This is a genomic window from Oligoflexus tunisiensis (genome assembly GCF_001748245.1).
Lineage (GTDB): Bacteria > Bdellovibrionota_B > Oligoflexia > Oligoflexales > Oligoflexaceae > Oligoflexus > Oligoflexus tunisiensis.
The window spans coordinates 4,765,453-4,786,015 of sequence record NZ_BDFO01000001.1; the positions used below are offsets into that span (position 1 = coordinate 4,765,453).

The 20,563-nt window shown below is 52.5% G+C and carries 17 protein-coding genes; 10 read left to right on the forward strand and 7 right to left on the reverse strand.

Annotation, left to right across the window (positions count from 1 at the left end; genetic code table 11):
* Positions 1 to 7 precede the first annotated feature (7 nt).
* Entirely contained in the window at positions 8 to 1,066 is a 1,059-nt protein-coding gene (locus OLTU_RS19710) for a c-type cytochrome domain-containing protein (protein WP_141734479.1), read from the forward strand.
* Here the strand turns inward: OLTU_RS19710 and OLTU_RS19715 are convergent.
* The 3 genes from OLTU_RS19715 to OLTU_RS19725 form a co-directional block, all read right to left on the reverse strand.
* Positions 1,063 to 3,921, reverse strand: coding sequence for an ATP-binding protein (locus OLTU_RS19715; RefSeq protein WP_141734480.1), 2,859 nt, complete (start codon positions 3,919 to 3,921; stop codon positions 1,063 to 1,065). The two genes, OLTU_RS19710 and OLTU_RS19715, sit on opposite strands and share 4 nt — an antisense overlap.
* Positions 3,922 to 4,089: 168 nt before the next feature.
* On the reverse strand, positions 4,090 to 5,955 hold the full coding sequence (locus tag OLTU_RS19720) for a TolB-like translocation protein (RefSeq protein WP_141734481.1): 1,866 nt from the start codon (positions 5,953 to 5,955) through the stop codon (positions 4,090 to 4,092).
* 19 nt (positions 5,956 to 5,974) lie between these two features.
* Complete coding sequence (locus OLTU_RS19725; RefSeq protein ID WP_218110144.1) at positions 5,975 to 7,165, reverse strand: hypothetical protein; 1,191 nt, start codon at positions 7,163 to 7,165, stop codon at positions 5,975 to 5,977.
* A gap of 344 nt (positions 7,166 to 7,509) precedes the next feature.
* Here OLTU_RS19725 and OLTU_RS19730 point away from each other — a divergent pair, with 344 nt between their 5' ends.
* A complete protein-coding gene (locus OLTU_RS19730) occupies positions 7,510 to 8,937 on the forward strand; it encodes a PQQ-dependent sugar dehydrogenase (protein WP_218110145.1) in 1,428 nt (475 codons plus the stop codon).
* 280 nt (positions 8,938 to 9,217) lie between these two features.
* Here the strand turns inward: OLTU_RS19730 and OLTU_RS19735 are convergent, their stop codons facing one another.
* Both OLTU_RS19735 and OLTU_RS19740 read right to left on the reverse strand, forming a co-directional pair.
* Positions 9,218 to 9,880: an RES family NAD+ phosphorylase gene (locus OLTU_RS19735; protein ID WP_176736781.1), complete on the reverse strand. Its 663-nt coding sequence runs from the start codon at positions 9,878 to 9,880 to the stop codon at positions 9,218 to 9,220.
* 23 nt (positions 9,881 to 9,903) lie between these two features.
* Positions 9,904 to 10,314 (reverse strand): DUF2384 domain-containing protein, encoded by a 411-nt coding sequence (locus tag OLTU_RS19740; protein ID WP_141734484.1) that lies wholly within the window; start codon positions 10,312 to 10,314, stop codon positions 9,904 to 9,906.
* A gap of 99 nt (positions 10,315 to 10,413) precedes the next feature.
* Here OLTU_RS19740 and OLTU_RS19745 point away from each other — a divergent pair, with 99 nt between their 5' ends.
* The gene (locus tag OLTU_RS19745; RefSeq protein ID WP_141734485.1) at positions 10,414 to 11,187 is read left to right on the forward strand and encodes a DKNYY domain-containing protein; all 774 of its coding nucleotides are present in this window, start codon (positions 10,414 to 10,416) and stop codon (positions 11,185 to 11,187) included.
* A gap of 424 nt (positions 11,188 to 11,611) precedes the next feature.
* Here OLTU_RS19745 and OLTU_RS19750 read toward each other — a convergent pair whose 3' ends face one another.
* A complete protein-coding gene (locus OLTU_RS19750; RefSeq protein ID WP_141734486.1) occupies positions 11,612 to 12,649 on the reverse strand; it encodes a hypothetical protein in 1,038 nt (345 codons plus the stop codon).
* 867 nt (positions 12,650 to 13,516) lie between these two features.
* Between OLTU_RS19750 and OLTU_RS19755 the strand changes: the two genes are divergently transcribed.
* Entirely contained in the window at positions 13,517 to 14,071 is a 555-nt protein-coding gene (locus tag OLTU_RS19755; protein WP_141734487.1) for a dihydrofolate reductase family protein, read from the forward strand.
* A gap of 69 nt (positions 14,072 to 14,140) precedes the next feature.
* The gene (locus OLTU_RS19760; RefSeq protein ID WP_141734488.1) at positions 14,141 to 14,788 is read left to right on the forward strand and encodes a dihydrofolate reductase family protein; all 648 of its coding nucleotides are present in this window, start codon (positions 14,141 to 14,143) and stop codon (positions 14,786 to 14,788) included.
* Between the two features lie 191 nt (positions 14,789 to 14,979).
* Here OLTU_RS19760 and OLTU_RS19765 read toward each other — a convergent pair whose 3' ends face one another.
* Positions 14,980 to 15,222 (reverse strand): Imm32 family immunity protein, encoded by a 243-nt coding sequence (locus tag OLTU_RS19765; RefSeq protein WP_141734489.1) that lies wholly within the window; start codon positions 15,220 to 15,222, stop codon positions 14,980 to 14,982.
* Positions 15,223 to 15,467: 245 nt separating this feature from the next.
* Between OLTU_RS19765 and OLTU_RS19770 the strand changes: the two genes are divergently transcribed.
* From OLTU_RS19770 to OLTU_RS19790, 5 genes are all read left to right on the forward strand, one after another.
* The gene (locus OLTU_RS19770; RefSeq protein ID WP_141734490.1) at positions 15,468 to 16,250 is read left to right on the forward strand and encodes a hypothetical protein; all 783 of its coding nucleotides are present in this window, start codon (positions 15,468 to 15,470) and stop codon (positions 16,248 to 16,250) included.
* Positions 16,228 to 16,914, forward strand: a complete 687-nt coding sequence (locus tag OLTU_RS19775) for a hypothetical protein (RefSeq protein WP_141734491.1) — start codon at positions 16,228 to 16,230, stop codon at positions 16,912 to 16,914. The genes OLTU_RS19770 and OLTU_RS19775 overlap by 23 nt, the downstream gene beginning before the upstream one ends.
* Positions 16,911 to 18,068, forward strand: a complete 1,158-nt coding sequence (locus OLTU_RS19780; protein WP_141734492.1) for a hypothetical protein — start codon at positions 16,911 to 16,913, stop codon at positions 18,066 to 18,068. The genes OLTU_RS19775 and OLTU_RS19780 overlap by 4 nt, the downstream gene beginning before the upstream one ends.
* A 199-nt stretch (positions 18,069 to 18,267) precedes the next feature.
* Complete coding sequence (locus tag OLTU_RS19785; RefSeq protein WP_141734493.1) at positions 18,268 to 19,056, forward strand: hypothetical protein; 789 nt, start codon at positions 18,268 to 18,270, stop codon at positions 19,054 to 19,056.
* A gap of 220 nt (positions 19,057 to 19,276) precedes the next feature.
* On the forward strand, positions 19,277 to 20,467 hold the full coding sequence (locus tag OLTU_RS19790) for a response regulator (RefSeq protein ID WP_141734494.1): 1,191 nt from the start codon (positions 19,277 to 19,279) through the stop codon (positions 20,465 to 20,467).
* The last annotated feature ends 96 nt before the right edge of the window (positions 20,468 to 20,563 follow it).

The following is a 20,563-nucleotide window of genomic DNA, read 5'->3' on the forward strand; positions in this document are numbered from 1 at the left end:
TACGACCATGATCATAAGGAATGTGGCGACTTGTGTCGCGCTCATACTCATCGTGTCCTGCAAGGCGAAGAAAAAATCCGTCAGTGAGCTCGATGCCGAGCAGCCGATGGTGACGCTGGGATCAGGCCCGCTGCCACCCACCTTGATGGAGACTGGTCTCTTCAAGGATGGCGACCTTGCAGCTCTGAGTCCAGGCCTGCACCGGTACGACGTCCGCGTGCCCTTATGGTCCGATGGAGCCCAAAAAGATCGCTTTGTTTTTGCCCCCACAGACAAAGCGGTCTCTTTCAATGGCACGAAGCTGGACTTCCCCACGGGTTCTGTCTTCGTGAAACATTTTAAGAGCGACAATGATCCGGGCCTTAATGTTGAGACCCGGGTCATTGTCCTCAACGGGGATGGCACGTGGGTCTACGGCACCTATCTTTGGAAGGAGGACGGGAGCACCGAGCTGCTCGACCGCGCCCGTACCGTCCAGGTGGGTGGCAAGGACTACCGCATCCCCTCTCCCAAGGAGTGCACCACCTGTCATCGCGAAAACGCCGAAGTCTTGGGCTTTTCATTGGAGCAGCTGAATCGGGATAACCAGATCCAGCAGCTGTCGGAACTTAAGGTTCTGGGGCCGGACGTGCAAAGCATGCTGGCGGTCAAGCCCCTCGATGATGTGAAGGACAAGGCCCTTCCCATCAATAGCAGGGCTCGCACCTATATGCATGTGAACTGCGCGACTTGTCACAACCCGGGCGGCCCCAAGGGGGCCAACCTCATGGATATGCGTTTGGAAGCAGTGGACACCCATCTTCTCAGCCTGGGAAAAATTTTTCCTGGCAAACCGGATGATTCCATCCTCTTCCAAAAAATATCGGCTGACACATCCCGGATGCCTCCGGTCAGTATTCGCCCTGATCCTTTGGCTTTGGAGATTTTTCGTTCGTATATAGAAGGTCTGGTGGAAACACCCGCTCCGGTCACGGATGAGCCGGTTCAGATACCTGAGCCGCAACCGGGGCGAGACGTGCCTGCGGAAGAATCGCAGAACGATGAAGTCCAGCAGTCGGGTCCTTAAGCCACCCGTCGCGTCCCTACTCCCTTCTGAGCTCTGGGTATCCAGAGCTCGAATTCCGTGCCTTCACCGACACGGCTGGAGACATGGATCGTTCCACCCACAGCTTCCAGACTTCGGGCAACGGCCGACATGCCGACCCCGCGTCCGGAGATATCCGACACCCGTTCAGCCGTGGACAGCCCATCGCGGAAAATCAGTTCCAGCTTCTCCTGCTCACTCATGCGGGCGACTTCCTCGGGCTGCACCAATCCGGAGTCGATGGCCTTTTGCACCACCGCCTGGGTATTGATGCCCTTGCCATCATCGGCCAGTTTCAGCGTCCAGCCGGACTCGGCCTCGATGAAAGTCAGTCGCAGATGCCCGACCGGTGGCTTCGTGCCGCGCTCATCCGGTGCTTCCAAACCGTGATCAACGGAATTCCGGATCAGATGGGTCAGGTTCTGCAGAACCGGAGCGAACACATCCGAATCAAGCCGCACATCGCCGCCGATGATTTCCAGTTCCGCTTTCTTGTCCAGACGCTCCGCCAGCAGTTTCACAAAATCCGGCAAGGGGCCGACCAGATCGCGGGCATTTTTCATCAGGATGGTCTGGATCCACAGAGCCAGCTCGCGCCGCGCATCATCCAGCGTTCCGACGCGTCCCACGCGTTGTTCCAGCGACTTGATGGAATTCTGATCGAGCTGCACCCAGCTGCCGACCTCTTCCTCATAGCTGATGGACAGCAGCTGATAGTTGGCCATCAGGAAATCCTTCAGCTTGCCTTCCACCTCATGAACATGATCGATGCTGATCACGAGTTCATCTTCAATCTGGTGAATGGTTCTGGCCATTTCAACCAGACCAAAGGCTCCGCAGTTGCCCTTCAGGGTATGCAGGATGGCTCGCGCACGGGCCTGATCCTGCATGGCATCCTTGGCCTTCAACTCCGCCAGCGAACGGCGGGCATCGGTCAGGAAAAGACCAAAGGCTTCCCGCTGCCGCAGGATTCCAAGGACGGCGTTGATGTTGATGTTTTCCATTTCCGCCTGTTCAAGCGCGGTGACATCGGTGATGGTAAAGAGCACGAGTTCAACCTTGCCGGTCTCATTGCGCACCGCACTGGCCACAAGGCGCAGAGCCTTATCCCCCACATGGAAACGCTGGGGCAGCTGTTCGGTGGTCACTTCCTCGGGCATGATATCTTCAAAAATTTCACTGATGGCCAGCTGATAATAGCCGGCATGAGCGGGCTTCATGTTCAGGAGTTTAGAGAGGAGCATACCGGTGCGCACGCGATTATCAAAGAGGTTCTGGCAGGATTTGGTGAATCCTTCCTGAATCTCGCCATCGCGATTGACCAGCAGGAAACCGCTCTGCACGTTGTTCAAAATCGTTTGCAGTGCCCGGCTGCGTTCCTTCACGCGCTCTTCCAGGTTGGAATTCATTTTTTCCAGCTGCTTCGAATAATCTTCAAGGCTGACGCGTGCATCCAGGACTTTCACGGTGAGCTGATGGAAGACGGATTTCAAAAGGCCGATTTCATTGTGGGGCAGTTTTTCCGTCAGCGTGCGCGGAATCCGGTCGGTATCATTTTTCTGAATGAGTTCCCCCATCTCCTGGATCGAGGCGGTGGTTTGCTTGAGGGGCATCAGAACCATGCGATAGAGCAGCCATGAGGCCAAAAGACCGACCGCTCCAACGGTCATCACCAGGTAAAGAATCAGCATGCGGGTGATCGAGTCGGCGACCGCAGCGGCCTCAGCCAGGGGTTTCACGACCACCACCTTCCAGTAGGAGGAAGGCACATGGAAGATATAGGCCAGCGAACGTGATCCGGTGACGAAGTCCCGATCCAGTTCCAGGCTTTGATAAAGTTTGGTCTGCTGGGTGCGGGTATTCAGAGGATCCATGGTGATGGCATTGATGAATTCCGCTTCCTTTTCATCGATCTGGTAGCTGTCCTCATCCACCTTTGTCGAAATCGTGGGATTGAAGCCCGGCATGCTGCGGGCTGTCGTCAGGATATCCTGATTCATGGCATCCAGGGCCTGGGCGATGGGAGCAAAGTGGGGCTCCTTTTGCGCGAGGTCACTGGCCATGACGAAGTCCTCGGTTCGATTGCCCTTATCGTCCTGACCGATTTTTTTCACCAGGTCGACGTTCGGAAAGGTCAGAAACTTGTTGTTGCGGTCCATGATGAAGACATAGCCACCGGTCTTTTTCTGCCAGGATTTCGCCAGGGCATGCAGACCTTCGAGTTTCACATCGATGGTGACTTCGCCCATGAATTTGTCCTGATCAAAGATGCCGACCGTACAGGTGGTCATGGGCTGGTAGCTATAAGGGTCCATATACGAGCGGCTCCAGAAGCACTTGCCGCGCTGCGCATACCGCACCACCACGTACCATTCCTCGTGATGGTAACCCGCTCCGGGTTTGTTGTAATCGTCAAAGAACTCCAGCTGACCGTCCTTGTTGCGTCCCCAGAAGAAACTGCTGCGTTCCTTTTTGGGGTGAAAGGCATAGGGTTCCGGCCAGAATCCTCCACCGGCCACATCATTGTCGCCTTGGAAATTGACGAGAGGAGGCAGGGAGTTATGAATGACCTTGTCATCCTTGGGCAGGACCTTGCTCGTTTCAGCAAAGGTGCGGGCGAGGGCATCGACCTCAATCAGACGGTTCTGCAGATCGCCGACCGCATTATTACCGGTCTGTTCGATCAGGCGTCGGCTCTCTTCGAGCACTTTTTCCGTTCCCATGGATTTCATCACCAGAACGATGCCGCCGAGGACCCAAACTCCCAGAACCAGGACAGCGATCTGGGTTTTGAAACCAAGGCTTTGATGCCAACGTAATTTTTCAAACTGTGCCATGCCGGGCCTCCCAAGCTATGGAAGATACCTTCGGCGGAATTTGTCACAGACTCATAACTTTATTGAAATTTTTTCACATCAATGAGCCATCACAGGGATTTATCGCATAAATATAGAAGCGGCGAACGATTCTCTTTTCGATCGCTCGCCGCAGGGGCCTGGGAAAATTCAGGGAATGGTATGTTCCACATATAGGCTTGTATCCGTGGCGACCACAAAACGCTCACCACTGGCAGCGTTATAAACGGTGAAATAGAGCCAGCCGTCCGAACGGAAATGTGGGAACTGAGCATAGAAACCCTTGGGCATCTGCGTCAGAGCCACCGGTTCCCCGCCCTTGAGCAGGTCATAAACATAAATATCAGCGGAAGAATTCAGGTCTCTGCTCCCCCCGTCAGCTGAGGAATCCAGGTCTCCGACTTGTCCGTCCAGTTTCGCATAACGATAGAACGTCATCATTCTTTCGTTGAAGGAGATATTGGGCTTTTCACCGCCGCCCATGCAGAGCAACGCTGTGGAGGCATCGTTCCAGTCCGGCAACTGGTCGTTGGCTCCAAAGGTCTCATTCATCAGGAAAAGGCGATAACCGCCATGCCGTGCCTTGCCATCCGTCGAGGCGGACAGTATCGCGACGGCGATCTGATTGGCCGGTGACATCATCCAGTTGCCATGATGGGGCGTCGGGAACCTGCGGGTGCTGACCTTTTCAAAACCGCTATCATTCACGCGGCGTATGGTTTCCACGTCGAGCGCCGCCTGTCTGCCAAAGAGCGGAGCGATGTCACGGAACACCGAATAGCCATCATCCGAGCCGTAGTATCCTGCCAGCGTGCGGATCTCACCCGTATCGAGGCTGCTGCCAATGGCCTGATAAAGACCGATCTGCAGATCGCTTTTCGAGCAGCCGAGCTGCATGAAGTCAAGGGTCACCAGATCCGCATGGTCGAGGATGCTCTGCTCACAAATCCGTGAGCCATGGGGATCACCCTGGAACATGAAGGCGCTGTTATCCGGAAGGAAAGCAGGATCATACAAGGCCTCGACCGTGATCCGGCGGGCCGGACGACCCAGGAGCTTGTCCTGAAGGTCGATGATGGCACTGGGTTCCCCACCGTTGGCGACAAAGCGCCCATCGGCGGACGAGCGAATCCAGTATTGGGTGGTCTCATCATACTGATGAAGGATCCGCATATGACCGGACAGACCGGGGGCTTTCCATTCATCCTTTGATGGAAATACATCCCGGCCGTCTTTGGTTTTCTGGGTAAAACATGCATGTTTATCGTCGTCCACACAGGCGAACATGGGCAGGCCACGGGCCTGGTTCACATGCTCCCAGCCCTCACTGCCCTCGCTCATGCGGCGCACATAATCCTGGAATTCCGACCCGATATGCGTATCCGCAGGAGAACGGCAGACATCCGGTCCGTCATGGGTCAGGAAATCAGCGAGTCCGGGATAGTAACGAAGTACCCAGGACAGGAGCTTTTCAAAATCCTGATCCGCCAGCGCGGAAGAACCCCGTGGCATGCGGGCGTTGGCTTTGAATTTTTCGTAATCCGCTTCACGTCCTGCCGTCTGGAAGAGGTCCTTGAAAATCTGATGCTCCACACCGGCCGCCATGAATCCCAGCCCCTTGGGATCGACCTGGGTCACATCCTGTCCATCGGGGGCGAGAGTGGCGAGACAGGATAAGACCTCCTGAGCCTTGTCCGGGGTTTTCACACCCGCATCAAAACAGGAGTAGGACCAGGAGGTGGCGTTATACAGCCGATCGAGTTCATCGATGCTGTTAAAGTTCTGATGACAGCCGATGCACTTGCCGTTATCGGGGTGCCCATCGCCTTCCACGTAACCAATACGAGCCGCCACCGTTCGAATCTCATCCTCAGTCAGGGGATTAATGGGAAAGGGATTGCCGGGTTCTTCGACTTTTTCTTTCGGGCTCGGCTCGCCTTGCAATGGGCTGCTGGTCTTGCCACCCTGGCAAGCCAACAGTCCCATCAGGGCAAGACTGATGAATACGCGTTTCATGGATCTCCTCCTCCAAACATTATTTCTCCGGCAGCGTTTTCCGCCAGTTCAGGTTGCGATAAATCAATTGATGCAGGCTTTGTCCGCCCAGGGCAGCGGACCAGACATAATCGGTGACAAAAGTGGAGCGCTGGCGCCGGCTTCCGTGCTGGGGGAATTGGATGGCGTCCTGCAGAATGTTTTCCTGCCGCGCGTCCGTTCCCGCGAATTGGTGGCAGCCGATGCAATTCGTTCGCTGGTTGTGGGCCCCGAACTCAAGATAGGGATTGCTGCACCAGCTGGCTCCGGGATTGCCATTCCGGGCGGCGTTCAGGGCTGCGACGAGATCCGGGTATTTCTGGGCGAGTTCATCCCAGTCCGCGGCATCATCCTGAAAGCGTGTGACCGCGCAAATCTTATAACGGTGAAAAAGAGGGCCGAGGTCCTTGATAAAATCCGGACGGTCGCTTCCAAAATCACCGTCGGGATCCGCGGACCACCAGGCTGTGATCCATACCCAATCTTTTTGATCCTTGGTCATGATATGAAGACCCGGGAGGAAGAGTTGTGCGGAGCCGACGTTCACGGAAAACATGGAGTCGGGCATCGCCTGCTCCTGGGCGAGCTGGGTCCAGCTGCCGTCCGGGGTCTGCATTAACTTCTGCAGGGAAGCGGCATCGGTGGGATAAGTTTTCAGTGGGCTTTTGCCATTCCACCAGGCGGCTTTGACAATGGCAGCAGCACGCGGCCATTCGCGGGTGAAGCATGATGAGCTTTCCTCCAGCGCGGACGGTCGTTTCAATCCCTCGAAGCATTTCCCGAGTTCTGCGTAATTCTGCAGCACAGCATGGATCATATCCGGGCTGTAATAAATGCGGCTCGTACCACCAATACCGGACCAGTCCTGCAGCGTTGGTTCCGGGTGCTGTTCGAACCAGGTTTTCAATCGATTCTGTAAAGGTTCGGGCATGGTATCGAGTTCACGTGCTAAAAAAAGATCCGCGTCATGGATTGTCGCATCGGTAAGAGGTTGGCCGGCTTCGATCATGGAGAGACGGCTTTGCTGCAAAGCATAGCGAAACCAGCGCTGCGCATCCTCCGCGGTGAACCAGGTGAGAAAACGCGGGACCTGACCGCGCAGCATACGGCCCTCGTTCGTTCGCGTGACAAAGCTTATGGGCTCCACCACCTCCGCAAAAATTTTCCAGCCTAACTGCCTCGTGGCTTCCATGGAACCTTGCAACGTTTCATCCACCGCAGGCCCGGCCCATAGTGGTGAGTACGGATCGGGAAGAGGAAGGACCCGCCTTCCCACTGCATCGCTTTCGACTATTGAGGTTGGCAAGGGCTCTGGATTACAGGCTTGCAGCCCGAGAGTTATAAGAAGAAGACTTAGGATTTGGTGAATTTTACTGATCATCCACTCCCCTACAAAGCGATGATAAGCGCCGTGAATATCAGAGCGTATACGGGATTGCAAGATGACTTCGATTCATGACACTTGTCCTTCATCATCGAACGGAGTAAAAGCATCGTTCCAAGCCCGTTAATGATCCATGTTTGATAGGAGTCGATATGAAACGGAAGATTTTGCAGGCGTTTCTGCTTTCCAGCTGCGTGACAGGTGCGGCCTGGGCACAAGGGACGTCAGAGGAATTGAAGGAAGAGGCGCGTTCAATTTTTTTAAATTCATGCGCCGCTTCCTGTCACAACAGCTTTGTCAGCCCCAAGTTGACTGATGCGACCGGTGAAGTGGATTGGAATGCGGTCAAGCTTTATTCGAATCGCATTCTGGCTCGTGTGCAGGAAGGAAGCATGCCGCCGCGGACGGCTCCTCCAACTCAGCAAATCACAGCAGCCCAGCGCAACAGCCTCGTTCAATATGTAAAGAGTTTGACCGCGACGCCGGATAGCATGGGGCTGCCTTTGTCGACGTTGAAGCTGGCCTCCGGTTTCAACATCGAAGTCTTTGCCAAGGCGGAAGGGGCGCGTTCGCTCGCTGTCAGTTCGGAAGGCATCGTCTTCGTCGGGACGGGTGGATTTTCGAATGTTGACCCGAATGGGCGTGTGCATGCCATTGTTCCCACGGCCAGCGGTCGTAAGGTTATTGCCTTGGCTTGGAATTTGAACAATCCGAATGGTGTGGCTTTGAAGGGCAACGACCTTTATGTTGCGGAAGTCACCCGTGTGCTGAAGTTCACGGATGCGGTCGGCTGGGTGAAAGCCAATGTCGATAAAAATTTGGGTAAGAAGTCGGCGCCCTATTCTGTGGTCTACTCTGGCCTTCCCAATCAGGCGAACCATGGCTGGAAGTATCTCAGCGTGGGTCCGGATGGGAAACTTTATCTGAATATCGGCGCGCCCTGTAATATCTGTCTGCCGGATCGTGATGCCTATGCGAACATTGTGCGTATGAATGATGATGGCAGTGATTTTGAGGTTGTGGCTCGTGGCGTGCGGAATACGGTGGGTATGGCCTGGCATCCGGAAACGAGGGAGCTTTGGTTTACTGATAATGGTCGTGATCAGCTCGGGGATAATATGCCGCCGGATGAGTTGAATCGGTTGGTGAGTGAGGGACAGGATTTTGGTTATCCCTTCTGCCATGCGAAGACTATCAGTGATCCGACCTATGGTAAAAATAAGGATTGCAGCAGTGATGCGTTCACCAAGCCTGAGATGGAACTCGGGGCGCATGTGGCGTCTTTGGGGCTGACGTTCTATGATGGTGAGATGTTTCCTGTGGCTTATAAGAATTCCATTTTTGTGGCGGAACATGGTTCATGGAATCGGTCCCGGAAGAATGGTTACCGTTTGAGTCTTGTGCAGTTTGGCGAGAATGGAGTGGGCAGCTATCAGCCGTTTATTTCGGGTTGGTTGAATGATGCGGACCAGACCAATTGGGGACGTCCGGTGGATGTGAAGAATTATGTTGATGGGTCGCTGCTGCTGAGTGATGATCAGACTGGGGCGATTTATAGGGTTTATTATCAGGGGAATTGATAGGGGCGGGTTCGATTCCCGCTACCTCGCAAGCTCATGCTGAAGGGGATCAGAAGTTCGCAAGCTTCTTCAGATTCTGATCAACTCCTGGTGGGTCACAGCCCAACACCTTCAGCAGCATGCCCTTCATACCCGAAGCCAATTAAGGAAATCCTAAAGTGCCTTATGCAATTGGCCACCAGCCTGGTTCCCGGCGAAATCACACATGATTTCTCAAACTGATGTCGTCTCGGTATCTGTGGCATTTTGGGCTTAGCGGGACGCTTCGACAATTCTTTATTCAGTCTTGTCTTACTGAGTAAAAGGGTTCGCTTTCATCCAAGGGAAAATGAAAAAAATACGTTCGGATTGATTGATCCCGAATGATCTTGCGGCTTGAGAAAACCGGAGTGCAAGTGCCACCTGAATAACGTACAGAAGGTGTTAGATAAAGATCGATACTTTGCTCGACAGCATACTTTCCAAGATCCTGGCAAAAACTGTAATCATGGGGATGAATAAGCAAGGTGTGGCTGCTGGCATGCGGTCTCAGGTCGGCATATTTCTCGGCTGAAAGGTCTGCCTTGAACATGCGTCGAGCTTGTATGATAGGCGATTGAGAATTCTTTAGATCGTTGGCATCAATCTCAGGACGATGATAAAGAGCCTCGCGAATCGAGGTTTCCTCTTCAAGCGCTCCATACCACACCCCATGGTTTCTTTGTCCAAAGCGGCCCCAGCTCCAGAATTGCTCATCAAAGCAAAGCATGCTGTCATCGATGTGCGCGTATTGTTCAAAACGCTGTCTTTGTGGAGCCTGGTGGTCGATGCCACTCGAGAGGTTGTCGGCGTATTGCAGGACGGACCAATCGTCTTCTGGAGCGAGATCATCGAATAAATTTTGGCTTGGACTGCAAGTCGCAATGTTGCGATAGGCCAGGAATGTTCCTTGCTCTTGAATCATCAGATCCGGAAGGGGCGCTTTCATTATGCTGACACTCTAAGCTGATCAAGTAGACGGCGTACTGTGAAGAGTCGAGTCATCGATTGCATAGGGTCTTCGGCAATAAATTCCAATGCGGATTTCCCATGAAACAGATCCCGCTTTGTTTTGAGCCAGGCATAGACGACTTCGCGATTTTGCGGAAATAGTATGCGGAGATTCTTATGAATACTTACAAGGTGGCTGACACGCAGCAATTTATCCGGATCTTCAGGAATCTCTGAATTCTTCTTTAATGCAGCAAGACGCTGACGATTTTCCTTGATGCCGAGCAGCAAGGCTATTTCTTTATGCGTCAAACTATAGTGTTCGGCTATCTTCCAAAATGCATTGCCCAGGACTCGCTGCAACTGCTCCTGGCTGGGACGATTTTTTTCTATGGGAATCTGTGTCATAACGACACCTCCATCTCTCACAGGGAGATTAGTCTCCTCTTCGGGTGATTTCAACTATAATCTTAATTAAATTTATAACATGCTGATTTTGCCAGCTTTATTTGTGTACGAAATCATACATTATCCCAATCTCATGGTAGAAATCCCTTAAGCGGTTGGTCACTCTCAGGGAAGGCATCGGTTGAACCTGCTCCCAGAGTAGGCTCGTTTCAAAAAAATCCCCAGGACTTCAAAATATTGAACGACAATTACGGTGTCGATACCAGGACAGGTCCAGCCCACCACATCTACGGCATCCTAACTGGGTCCGATGCGGCCACCTTTGAAGCTCTCAGCTACAATTCCGCACGCGATAAGAGCCAGGCTTACTTTGGCTCGCAGCTGATCAAGGACGTCGATGCCTCCACTTTTGTGTATATCAACGACGACTTCAACAAGGATCGAAACCATGTCTATTTCCTAGGAAAGATTCTCGCCGGGGCTGATCCGTCCACCTTTGAAAAGGTTGTGCAAGTCCGTCACCTCGAAAAAAATAGAACTCAGTGGACGTTCTTCTATAAGGATGCTTTCAAGGTTTTTGACGACTACGGCAGGGATTTGGCAGAAAAACTCAAGATCGATGCTCCCATAGATCCAACGGGATTTCTTCACTATGGTGGCTGGTTTGTGAAAGTAAACGGAGCCGTCTATTTTAATAACAGCCTCCAACAGTCAATCAACCCAGATACCTTTGAGTTTTTGGACTGCTCCGCGTCGCGGGTCTCCGATCCTGTTGGGACTTTCCTCGATGCAATCAAACCGCCCGAATACTTCTGCTATGGCCTGGCGGACGGTGAAATCGTTGAAAGAATTATTAGTTACCCCGGTCCCTAACAGGAGAGTCAGTCGTTACCTTTGGCGTCTTTCGACAGAGCTCTTGCGCACGAGTACGTGGTAATTGGAAAAAGGAACAGCACGCTGCTGTGGTAGATGGAACAGTAAAAGAGTTTCCCTCGACACATGGCGGTATACGTATGAATGTTAATATCCTCGGTTATTTCCTTTATCCTGATTTCCTCATAGGGGCAGCCAACATACCCAGAAAAAATTTTCTCGGTCGGCATGGTTGCGCAACTTGATAAAAGCAATGAGGTCAATACGAAAGCTGGAATTCTCTTCAGGTTGACTCCTGCTGATTTCGTTTGTAACCAATAATGGATTCTACCTTTTTTATACTCTTTGCCCAATATTGCGCACCCCTTCCCCATAAGCGCCTGCTATTGCCACATCAGGACACACAGATACCAATGATCAGGCTTCAAGGCAACTCTGGTACGGTGCATCCCTTCTGCTTCTTCAAATATTCATTGGAATAGACGTTGGCATTCGTACACAAATCATCGACAAAGGCGATTCCGTCAGCGAACTGATGAATTTTTGTTCGTGTAACGAAAGCGCAGTTCATCACCTCCTTGCTGATGGGCTTTCCATTCTGTTCGATGAGATTCAGGAGGTCCTGGCTTAAGTATCGCCGCGGATACAGATTATTGAGTGCTGGAGCAATTCCCAAATCCTTCAACGTCTTGCTCTGAGTCGAATCATTATTAAAAGTTGTTTGCCCACATTTCGGCATTGCGGCGGCGATTGCTTCGATCATCCCTGCGGGTGTTGTGCACCCAACGCCCTTGACCTGCGTCATTGGATAAATATTGAGCGTGGATCCTCCTACAAACTGGTAAATCACGCCATCTGGAAAAACATAAATCATGGGTCTTGCTGCAAAAGAGCAGGATTGACTATTCATGGTAACCTTTTCGGCTTTCAGTCGATCAGCAGCAAAGTTCGATGGAACAGGCTGTCCAGTACCAAGGCGATAACCAAGACTCTTCAAGGTCGACTTGCCGTCCCAAGCGGTCGTCGCATTCATTTCGGATGCATAGGGATTCTTTATGTCTTCTCCAATCTCGCAGCCAGCAGAAAATATAAAATTAATGGGCAAAGCATTGTAAATGACAGAGCCTCCGCCCCGGTCATCCCAGTATAGGATGGCGTCAGGGAAGTAGCTGATATTTTTCCAATTGGGGATGCGATTGTTGAAATAGGGACACTTATGCTCCGCTGGTGTCAACGACCGGCTATATTTCTTGATAATATTGGGGCTCAACTGTAAAACTGAGATATCGGTCACGGGATAAGGAATTTTCAGGCAGTTCGCGGTGACCGGCGCTTTGCATTCACTGCCGATTTCCGGCACCATGACCATGTCAGCTGGCTTGCTGTCTGGTTCAGCGATTGGTGCGGGAAGAGGAGGAACCGACTGAATTTCCTCTTTGGTCACTGGTTGAACCGTTTCCACAGGTGAATCAGTATTCTCCTGAGGCGGAGGAGCTGGTATGGCCCCCCGATCCAGTTCATGTGTTCGTCGATTCGATCCATGCGGTGTGGTTTTACAGCTCAGAAGCAATAGTACGGGCACTCCGATCAGATAGTATGGAATGGATCTCATGAATTACCTTTCCCAATATTCAGGAGTTCGAGTCAGACTGATATTGTGTCGGCAGGAATGAGGAGAAGTCAATCGGGTTCGCTCGAAATGCTCTTGCAGCCATCAAAGGATAGAAAGATCAGGCCGCAATGCTGCAAGAAGCGCCACGGCACGCGTAGGGCGCAGAGTCTCGCTGCGGAATATGCATTGGACTTTAAGTCATTCTGTGAAAGACTCTGCACTTCAGCGGAGATGATACCTGCAAACTCTACTGTAGAGAGTGTGATCGGCTGGCCCTCACAAAGGCCCTATAAAATACCAAGTTTCACGCATGCGCTGATTTGTAATATTGAAAAAATACGTTCCTGCAAAGAAATTGGAAGCAACTTATTGAAGCTTGCATAAGTAAGAACGCTACATTGCCTCCTTCGCTCCGATCTTCACCCGGCTTGCACTTTGCGGCATTACTTATGCAAACATCAATATTTCGATGGCAATCATTTTTGAGTAAGGAAGGGATGATGAATGGCTAAGCTTGTTGTTCGTTGCTTTACGCTTTCTCTCGACGGATTCTCGGCGGCTCGCGACCAAAGTCTGTGGGCGTCGCCTCGATTCGTCAATCAGATAATATGTCCATGTGCCGCACCATCCACGTTGCGTTGAAGTTGTACCCTCGATCTGCGAAAATCGCAGTAACCCATTCGGTAAACACAGACCAGCCCATGGCAGGAGCAAATAATGCGAACCCTTCGATACTGCATCAACATCACGCTGGACGGCTGCTGCGACCATCAAGCCGGCCAGCCGAGCGAAGCCTTGCATCGCTACCACGCCGAGAGCCTCGCCCGGGCCGATGCCCTCCTCTTTGGTCGGGTGACCTACGAAATGATGGAGTCAGCCTGGAGGTGGCGGTCGGGTGCAAGGCCTGAATGGATGGCCGATTGGATGGAACCCTTCAGCCGGACGATCGACGCGGCCAAGAAATACGTTGTGTCGAGCACGCTCGATCGAGTCGACTGGAACGCAGAGCTCGTGCTCGGGGATCTGGGGCAGGCCGTCCAAAAGCTCAAGCGAGAGCCTGGCAAGGAGCTATTGGTGGGAGGCGTGAAGCTTCCCCTGGCGCTAGCGGAAATGGGCTTGATCGACGAGTATGAGTTCGTCGTGCAGCCCAGGCTGGCAGGCCACGGGCCAACGTTGCTCGCGGGGCTATCGAAGTACGTCGACTTAAAACTCGTGAGCCATCAGGAACTCGACTCCGGAATGGTCGCGATGCGATACGAAGCGAAAAGGTAGATGTGTTTTGCGGCGAGGGAATGGACTCTCCATGATGGCAATCATTTTTGGGTAAGGAAAGGATGATGAATGGCTAAGCTTGTTGTTCGTTGCTTTACGCTTTCTCTCGACGGATTCTCGGCAGCTCGCGACCAAAGTCTTGAGAACCCATTTGGGACCGATGGAATCAAGATTATGGACTGGGCCTTGGCCACCAGAACATTCCGGCAAATGTTCGGCCAGGAAGGTGGCAGCACAGGCATCGATGATGATTTCGCCAGGCAGGCGGATCAAGGCATCGGCGCGACCATCATGGGTCGCAACATGTTCAGTCCGATGCGGGGGCCGTGGCTCAATGAGGAATGGAAAGGCTGGTGGGGGCCCAATCCGCCCTATCATACGCCGGTCTTTGTTCTAACCCACCATCCAAGGCCCTCGATTCCCATGGAAGGTGGCACCGTTTTTCACTTTGTCACGGAAGGCATCGAAGTCGCCTTGAAAAAAGCCTTCGAAGCCGCCAAAGGTCGGGATGTTCGGTTGGGAGGCGGAGCGAATGTGATCAAGCAGTACCTTCGGGCTGGGCTCATTGATGAACTGCACCTGGTGCTGACCTCCAAGCTCCTGGGCGCAGGGGAACGCCTGTTCGAAGGCACGGATGAGATATCGAAAACTTATGATTGCGCCGAGTACACTGCTTCTGAAACTGTGACTCACGTGCGCCTGGTGAAGCGTATTTAGATGAGCGCCGAGGTTAATCTCGTTCTCCTGAATCTCAGGTGACTGTATGTATCTGGGTCATATATCAACCTTGGAAGCAAGTCGCAATTGAACTTTGAAAATGACTCTTCCCCGTCAGAGCATGAAATTGCCAAACGCCACGTTTTATTGCCTCGCGCTCAAAGTTACTTCTCACTGGCCTGGAAGCAACTTCAAGGTTCCTCGATAAGCGTCACTCTAAGATGATGGACAAGGCTATTGCCTTCCTTTTGGATATCTTCAGAAAGGTCGTACATGCCCCATGCCTCGGTCATAAAGTGGCAATGATCACCTGCCTTCTTCAGCTTGGATAAATACTTCATCAGGTATTCCAAACCTTCTCTGTCGAAGTAAATTTCCACCTGAGCAGGATTCCCACCTGCTTGATCTGGCACTAACTCAACAGTAATTTTCATGAAGTTCTCGTCTTTTGAAGCTTACCCAAACCGCAATTGCCGATTGAGCGACCTATCCCTAGTCTATACAGGAGAAGCTTCTCTGGTCGATGACCATTTGCTCTGCGATTGCCGAGGAATCCAAATTCCTGCCCCCATAAAAACATGCGACAGAGTATTTGTAGATTCCGCAATCACCCCCTATAATAGATTCACCCCAGGACAGCATACGTGCCATGCTCGCAAACGGCATGTGGAGACAACCGATGCTTTGGCGAAGCCTTTCGCAGCTTGCACTTATTTCGTGGGCCTTATGCACCCAGGCTGAGGCAGCCACTCTCATGCTCAGCTATGGTGCTCTTGAGCAGGCGAACCAAAAGGACAATTTCTATACCCTGGAAGCGGCCAAAAATCAGGGCGAACTCACGGATTTTGAGGTCATCAGCCTGAACCATGCCAAAGGCCAGACCCTTCATGACTCTGTGGAAGTGCTTTCCCGCGGACTGGGCGTTGATTTCGCCATTCTGCGTTTGAGCGCAGACATCGGCTATCTTTTCTCGCTCGATAAATATGCCCTCGATGAGGTCGATTATGGGATCTCGCGCAGCGTCCTGGGCCTTGCCCTCCGCCTGGACCTTTCCATCCTCACCCTGCATGCGTTTTCCCGCTCATACATTCCCGTGGGATCGGCGACCACTCATATTGATTCCTTTGATCTGACCTTCAATCCCTATCCCCATCAGCAAAGTGCGGCCGGCATAACGCTGCAACTTGGGCCGCTGGAAATCCAGGGGGAAACGGGACGCCTGGATAATCTGAAGGGCCGTTTTGATATCCTGGGCGAGAATTTCATGCTGACCTTACGAGCTGTCACTTACGGCAAGGCCGCGCTCGTTCTGAAAGGCGGTAATAATACGCTATTGCGCCTGGAAGCTCATAAGGTCTTGCAGGATCACAATCGCCGCTCCGATTTCCACAAACTGATCGGCTCGGCCATACATCGCGACGCCTACGATGGAGGTTCTCTTGGCATCGGTTTCGCGTTTTAAAACACTCGGGTTTCTAATTCTCGCGATGTCCGCTTGTGCCAATGAAGAGGACAAGCAGGACAGTGTCATCGCCGTCGAGGCCAAGGTCTTTGACATCACCATTCAAAGCCAGCTGCCGGATAGCTATGAATATCAGTCGGAATCGGCTCTGGTTGGACAGACCGCCGACGGCCATGAGACCCGCATGCTGCTCGCCATTCCTGATATCCTGTCGCTTTTTCAAGAGGACGTGGTCCTCAGCTCAATCGCCCATATCGAAATACAAATGGTTGCCAGCGAGGTTGCGGTCAATCCCGAGAATATTCGACTGGGCTTTATGAGCCGAAAGATGACGCCTTATTCCACCTGGAATTCGCGCTTTTCGCTGGCACCGGATCAGGAATGGGACACACCCGGAGGCGATCTTATGGATCTGCCAGCGATTGCCCCCGATATTGAAAAAGCCGGCGTTGGCGTCAGCCACAAAAAACTGCTCTTTAACGTGACCGATACCATTATCGCTGCAATCGGCGCCGGAGTGACGATTGAAAGCTTCCTATTGCAGGTGCTGCCGAGCGAGGACAATGCCGAGAATAGCAGCCGCTTTTTCACCTCGAATTATTCCCATGCCTATTCACCCAAGGCCATTCTCACTTTCAATAAGGAGGATATCCTCATCCCATGAAGAATATGATGATCCTCCTTCCTTGGCTGGCCGCCGTGGCCTGCACAGGTGAAAAAAATCCCGGCAAATCCCCGTATTTTGAAGATAATGATATCCTGACCGTCAGCGGACAGTTTCTCGATCAGGACAGCCAGGGTCTTCCGTCCACCAGCATCGCCCTGCGCAACCTGCGAATCTTTGCTTATATCAATCCAAGTCAAACATACTTTGCGGAAACCATGAACTGGTTTCTCGCGTTGGCCTTTCCCATGTTCCCCGGCTATGACACCCGGCCCGTGAAGGTGAAGCCCAATTATTTTTTGAAGGAAGCTGTGACGGCCAGGGATGGCAGCTTCACGTTTCAAATGCGTGCCGATCAAACCCTGCGCGATGCCGAGGGCGGCATCAATATCACCCTGATCAATGACGGGGATGGAACCAGCGCATCCTATGCCAAGTACAATTTTGTTATCAAGGCCCAGGAAACGCAGCTGGAGCCGATTGCTCTCTGCGACCTGGGCGAGACCGTTCAGGAAAATGCGCAGACACTGGACTGGTCATGGTCTCAGCCGTCCTATGCCCTCGACCACTATGAAATCCGCATCGCCGATGCCCAGGACAATTCCCTGCTCTGGGCCAGCCGGGTGGAAGGTTCGGCCACGCAGCTCAGCCTGCCCAAAGGCATCTTTCAGGCCTCGACGTTGCGTTATGCCATTGAAGTCTTCTATCGCTTTGAGGATGAATTTCATACCTCCTGTCTGACGCCCAGCCGCACGCTGGTGATCAGCAGTCCCTTCACCAACCGCGCCTTGCAGAAAAAAGCCCAGGGTGAGAATATTCCCTTTACCATCACCTCCCTGACCAATGGCCGATTCAATGACGTCAACTATTTTGCGGCCTATGACACGCGCTCGGTCACCATCGACCTGGAAGACGATACGCTGATCAGCAGCATCAATCTGCACAACCTCCAGTTCAGTAGCAGTGACACTCAGACCCTGATCATTGAGGCGGCAATGCAGGATGATCCGGATAACTTTCTTTCCATCGGACTTGATGCAGCCACCCCTCTACGTTTTGGGACCTATACGCTGCCCACGCCCGGTTCCTATGCGAAAGTCCGAATCTCGACGTCGCAGGTCATATCGAGTTTGCAGGAAGTCAGTATTCAGTAGGAATTTCAACGGCAAAAGCTGAGCGGCCGTAAACCAATCTTCACCGAAAAGGAAGAGAGTTCAAAGAGTTGTAACGACGGCGAAATTCGCTGGACGTTGGCGTGGGCTCGGGCAAAGCATGGCTCAGGCCTCAGTGGATGTTCAGAATCCTCCTTTTTTTGCCGAACAGAACCGGGGCTATGGCGAAGGGAGAGATGATATGAGCCGACACATTCCGCGTATTTTGCTTGTATCAAGTCTCCTGGGCGCATGTTTTCATACGGGTCCGCAGGGCAGAGACCACAAAAGCAAAAAATCCCTCACAAGTCCAAAGAAAACAGCCACAAGTTCCCGGCCGAGCTGCGGTGACCTGACGATCAACTCCAAGATGCGCTATTTCCATTTTATCAACATCGATTCGAGCAGGACCGACACACAGAATGTTGTCGTGATCCTGAATAAAGCTCCTAATTTTTTCGATGTCGCGGTGAGTTCCAAAGAGACCAGGCTGGACGAGTCGGGATGTTTGGTTGTGGATGAGTCCTGGGCCAAGGCCCATATCCTCGACCATCAACAGTCTCAAGGCAGGAACCTTGAGCTGAGCGCCTTCAAGCCCGGCGTCATCCATCCCATCCGCCTGGAAACGATCCCAGCCCGGATGGATCCCATGCATTACGTCGCCTGCGGAAGCTTGAAAGATTTCGACAAATTCGTGCCAGGTATGATTATCAAATTGTTCGATGCTGAAGGAAAAGGCATTCCTGCCAGTCAGGTTTCTGCTGTTCTGCTTAGAAAAGGTGCAGCGAAGCAGCTGCCGATCAGCGAAGGGGGATGCGTCCTGCTGTCAGGCAGGAATCATGGGACCATCCTCTATTCTGATCAGAAAACTTTTGTCCTGGAGTTCATCTATAGGGGGCCAAACTCCTCGGGAGATCCTTTTCTCAGGATGCTCGGCAGTCCCTCCAAAAAAAGTGTGGATGACTTCAAGGCCATCCTGCGCAAGCAGTGAAGGGACTCAACTTGCGGCCTGCACAAAGAATGACCAGGAATACCAGGATTATCAGAAGTTTTCGGAGGTTATGCCGGACCTGGGGTCGACCGCCACATTCCCCTCCGCCACCCGCTGAGCATTGTAACGGTGTGAAACTGGCGAAAGTTCCACCGCTCGTTTCCCGAAAGCTGTGGCTTTGTGTATAATTGACAAGGCCCTCATAACAAGGTGGAAAGTCATGACGACTGATAATCTCCCGCCCAAGATACTGATTATGGACTCCGATCGCACTGTACTTGGGCCTCTGATCGAACCTTTTTCCAAGATGAAGGTTGAGATTTTTGCAGCCCATGATCTGGAAACGGCTATGTACCGTTTCAATAAGCAGTTCTTTAAAGTGGTCCTGGTGGAGCAGCAATTCCCGGAACTGGATGGAGTCGCCATCATCCAACGCCTCAGGCAGCATCCCGTCCGGGAAAAGGCTCTGGCTTCATTTGTCATGGTCACCAATAACAGCGGCATGACCAAGGAACAGATGGCCCTCCTGGAAGAGCTGGGCCAGATTCAAACCGTGGGCAAACCTCTGGCCTGGGGGCCGCTCGTTTCAATCGCACAAAAAGCCTTCCGTCAGGCTGTTAAACGCGAGCTGATCGATAAGATGCGGACCGATATCGTGAGTGAGATGAACGGCACTTTTGAATTCAACCGAGTGAATGAAAAGCTCGATGACTTGAAAAATGCTCTGGAAGAGGAGTACATCCCGCTCAAGCTCGAGCTTTATGAAAAGAGTAAGAATTACCGGGAGGCGCTGCAGTTCATCCAGTCCCTCGATCCGGGAAAGATCGACTCCCTGCGCCGCCTCAATATGCTGGGTCGGCTCTATTTGAAACTCGGCCGACTGGAGGATGCCCAGAAAGCCTTCGAGGAGGCTGATCAGCAGGCACCGCGGAATCTGGAGCGCGTCACGCAAATGGTGGACCTTTACCTGCAGATGCGCATCCCCGAGCAGGCCATCGAGAAGGGAAAAGAGATCATAGAATTCAATCCGGATCGCCCGGAAATTAAATTCGATCTTTTCAAGAAGCTTGAGGATAACGGCTTTTCCGACGAGGCCGTCGCCTTCTGCCGCGATACCACCAGTCCCCAGGAGGTCGTCACCTACTTCAATAACAAGGGTGTGGTCCTGGCTCAAACGGAACATCTTCCAGAAGCGATCACGGAATACGGCCGCGCCCTCAACTACTATCCCAAGCATAAAAGCGTGCACGCGATTCATTTTAATTTGGCTCTGGCCATGCTCAAAAGCAAAAATCCGAAGAGCGTAGCCCAGGCCATCCGTCACCTGGAAATAGCCCTTGAATTAAACCCCAATTATGAAAAAGCGCAGCACATGCTGGAGAAACTGAAGAAAGTTCAGCGGAGCGCGTGAAGCTGCCGGACAGCAATGGACCCAAAGTGCCGACGCAGAGACCCTGCGTCGGCAGGTTTTTATCGGCTTGCCTTTCTGAAACTGATAGGATGGGGC

Coding starts and splice junctions, on each gene's coding strand:
- OLTU_RS19710 (WP_141734479.1), top strand. CDS start 8: ATGATCATAAGGAATGTGGCGACTTGTGTCGCGCTCATACTCATCGTG.
- OLTU_RS19715 (WP_141734480.1), bottom strand. CDS start 3,921: ATGGCACAGTTTGAAAAATTACGTTGGCATCAAAGCCTTGGTTTCAAA.
- OLTU_RS19720 (WP_141734481.1), bottom strand. CDS start 5,955: ATGAAACGCGTATTCATCAGTCTTGCCCTGATGGGACTGTTGGCTTGC.
- OLTU_RS19725 (WP_218110144.1), bottom strand. CDS start 7,165: ATGGAAGCCACGAGGCAGTTAGGCTGGAAAATTTTTGCGGAGGTGGTG.
- OLTU_RS19730 (WP_218110145.1), top strand. CDS start 7,510: ATGAAACGGAAGATTTTGCAGGCGTTTCTGCTTTCCAGCTGCGTGACA.
- OLTU_RS19735 (WP_176736781.1), bottom strand. CDS start 9,880: ATGATTCAAGAGCAAGGAACATTCCTGGCCTATCGCAACATTGCGACT.
- OLTU_RS19740 (WP_141734484.1), bottom strand. CDS start 10,314: ATGACACAGATTCCCATAGAAAAAAATCGTCCCAGCCAGGAGCAGTTG.
- OLTU_RS19755 (WP_141734487.1), top strand. CDS start 13,517: ATGCGAACCCTTCGATACTGCATCAACATCACGCTGGACGGCTGCTGC.
- OLTU_RS19760 (WP_141734488.1), top strand. CDS start 14,141: ATGGCTAAGCTTGTTGTTCGTTGCTTTACGCTTTCTCTCGACGGATTC.
- OLTU_RS19765 (WP_141734489.1), bottom strand. CDS start 15,222: ATGAAAATTACTGTTGAGTTAGTGCCAGATCAAGCAGGTGGGAATCCT.
- OLTU_RS19770 (WP_141734490.1), top strand. CDS start 15,468: ATGCTTTGGCGAAGCCTTTCGCAGCTTGCACTTATTTCGTGGGCCTTA.
- OLTU_RS19780 (WP_141734492.1), top strand. CDS start 16,911: ATGAAGAATATGATGATCCTCCTTCCTTGGCTGGCCGCCGTGGCCTGC.
- OLTU_RS19785 (WP_141734493.1), top strand. CDS start 18,268: ATGAGCCGACACATTCCGCGTATTTTGCTTGTATCAAGTCTCCTGGGC.
- OLTU_RS19790 (WP_141734494.1), top strand. CDS start 19,277: ATGACGACTGATAATCTCCCGCCCAAGATACTGATTATGGACTCCGAT.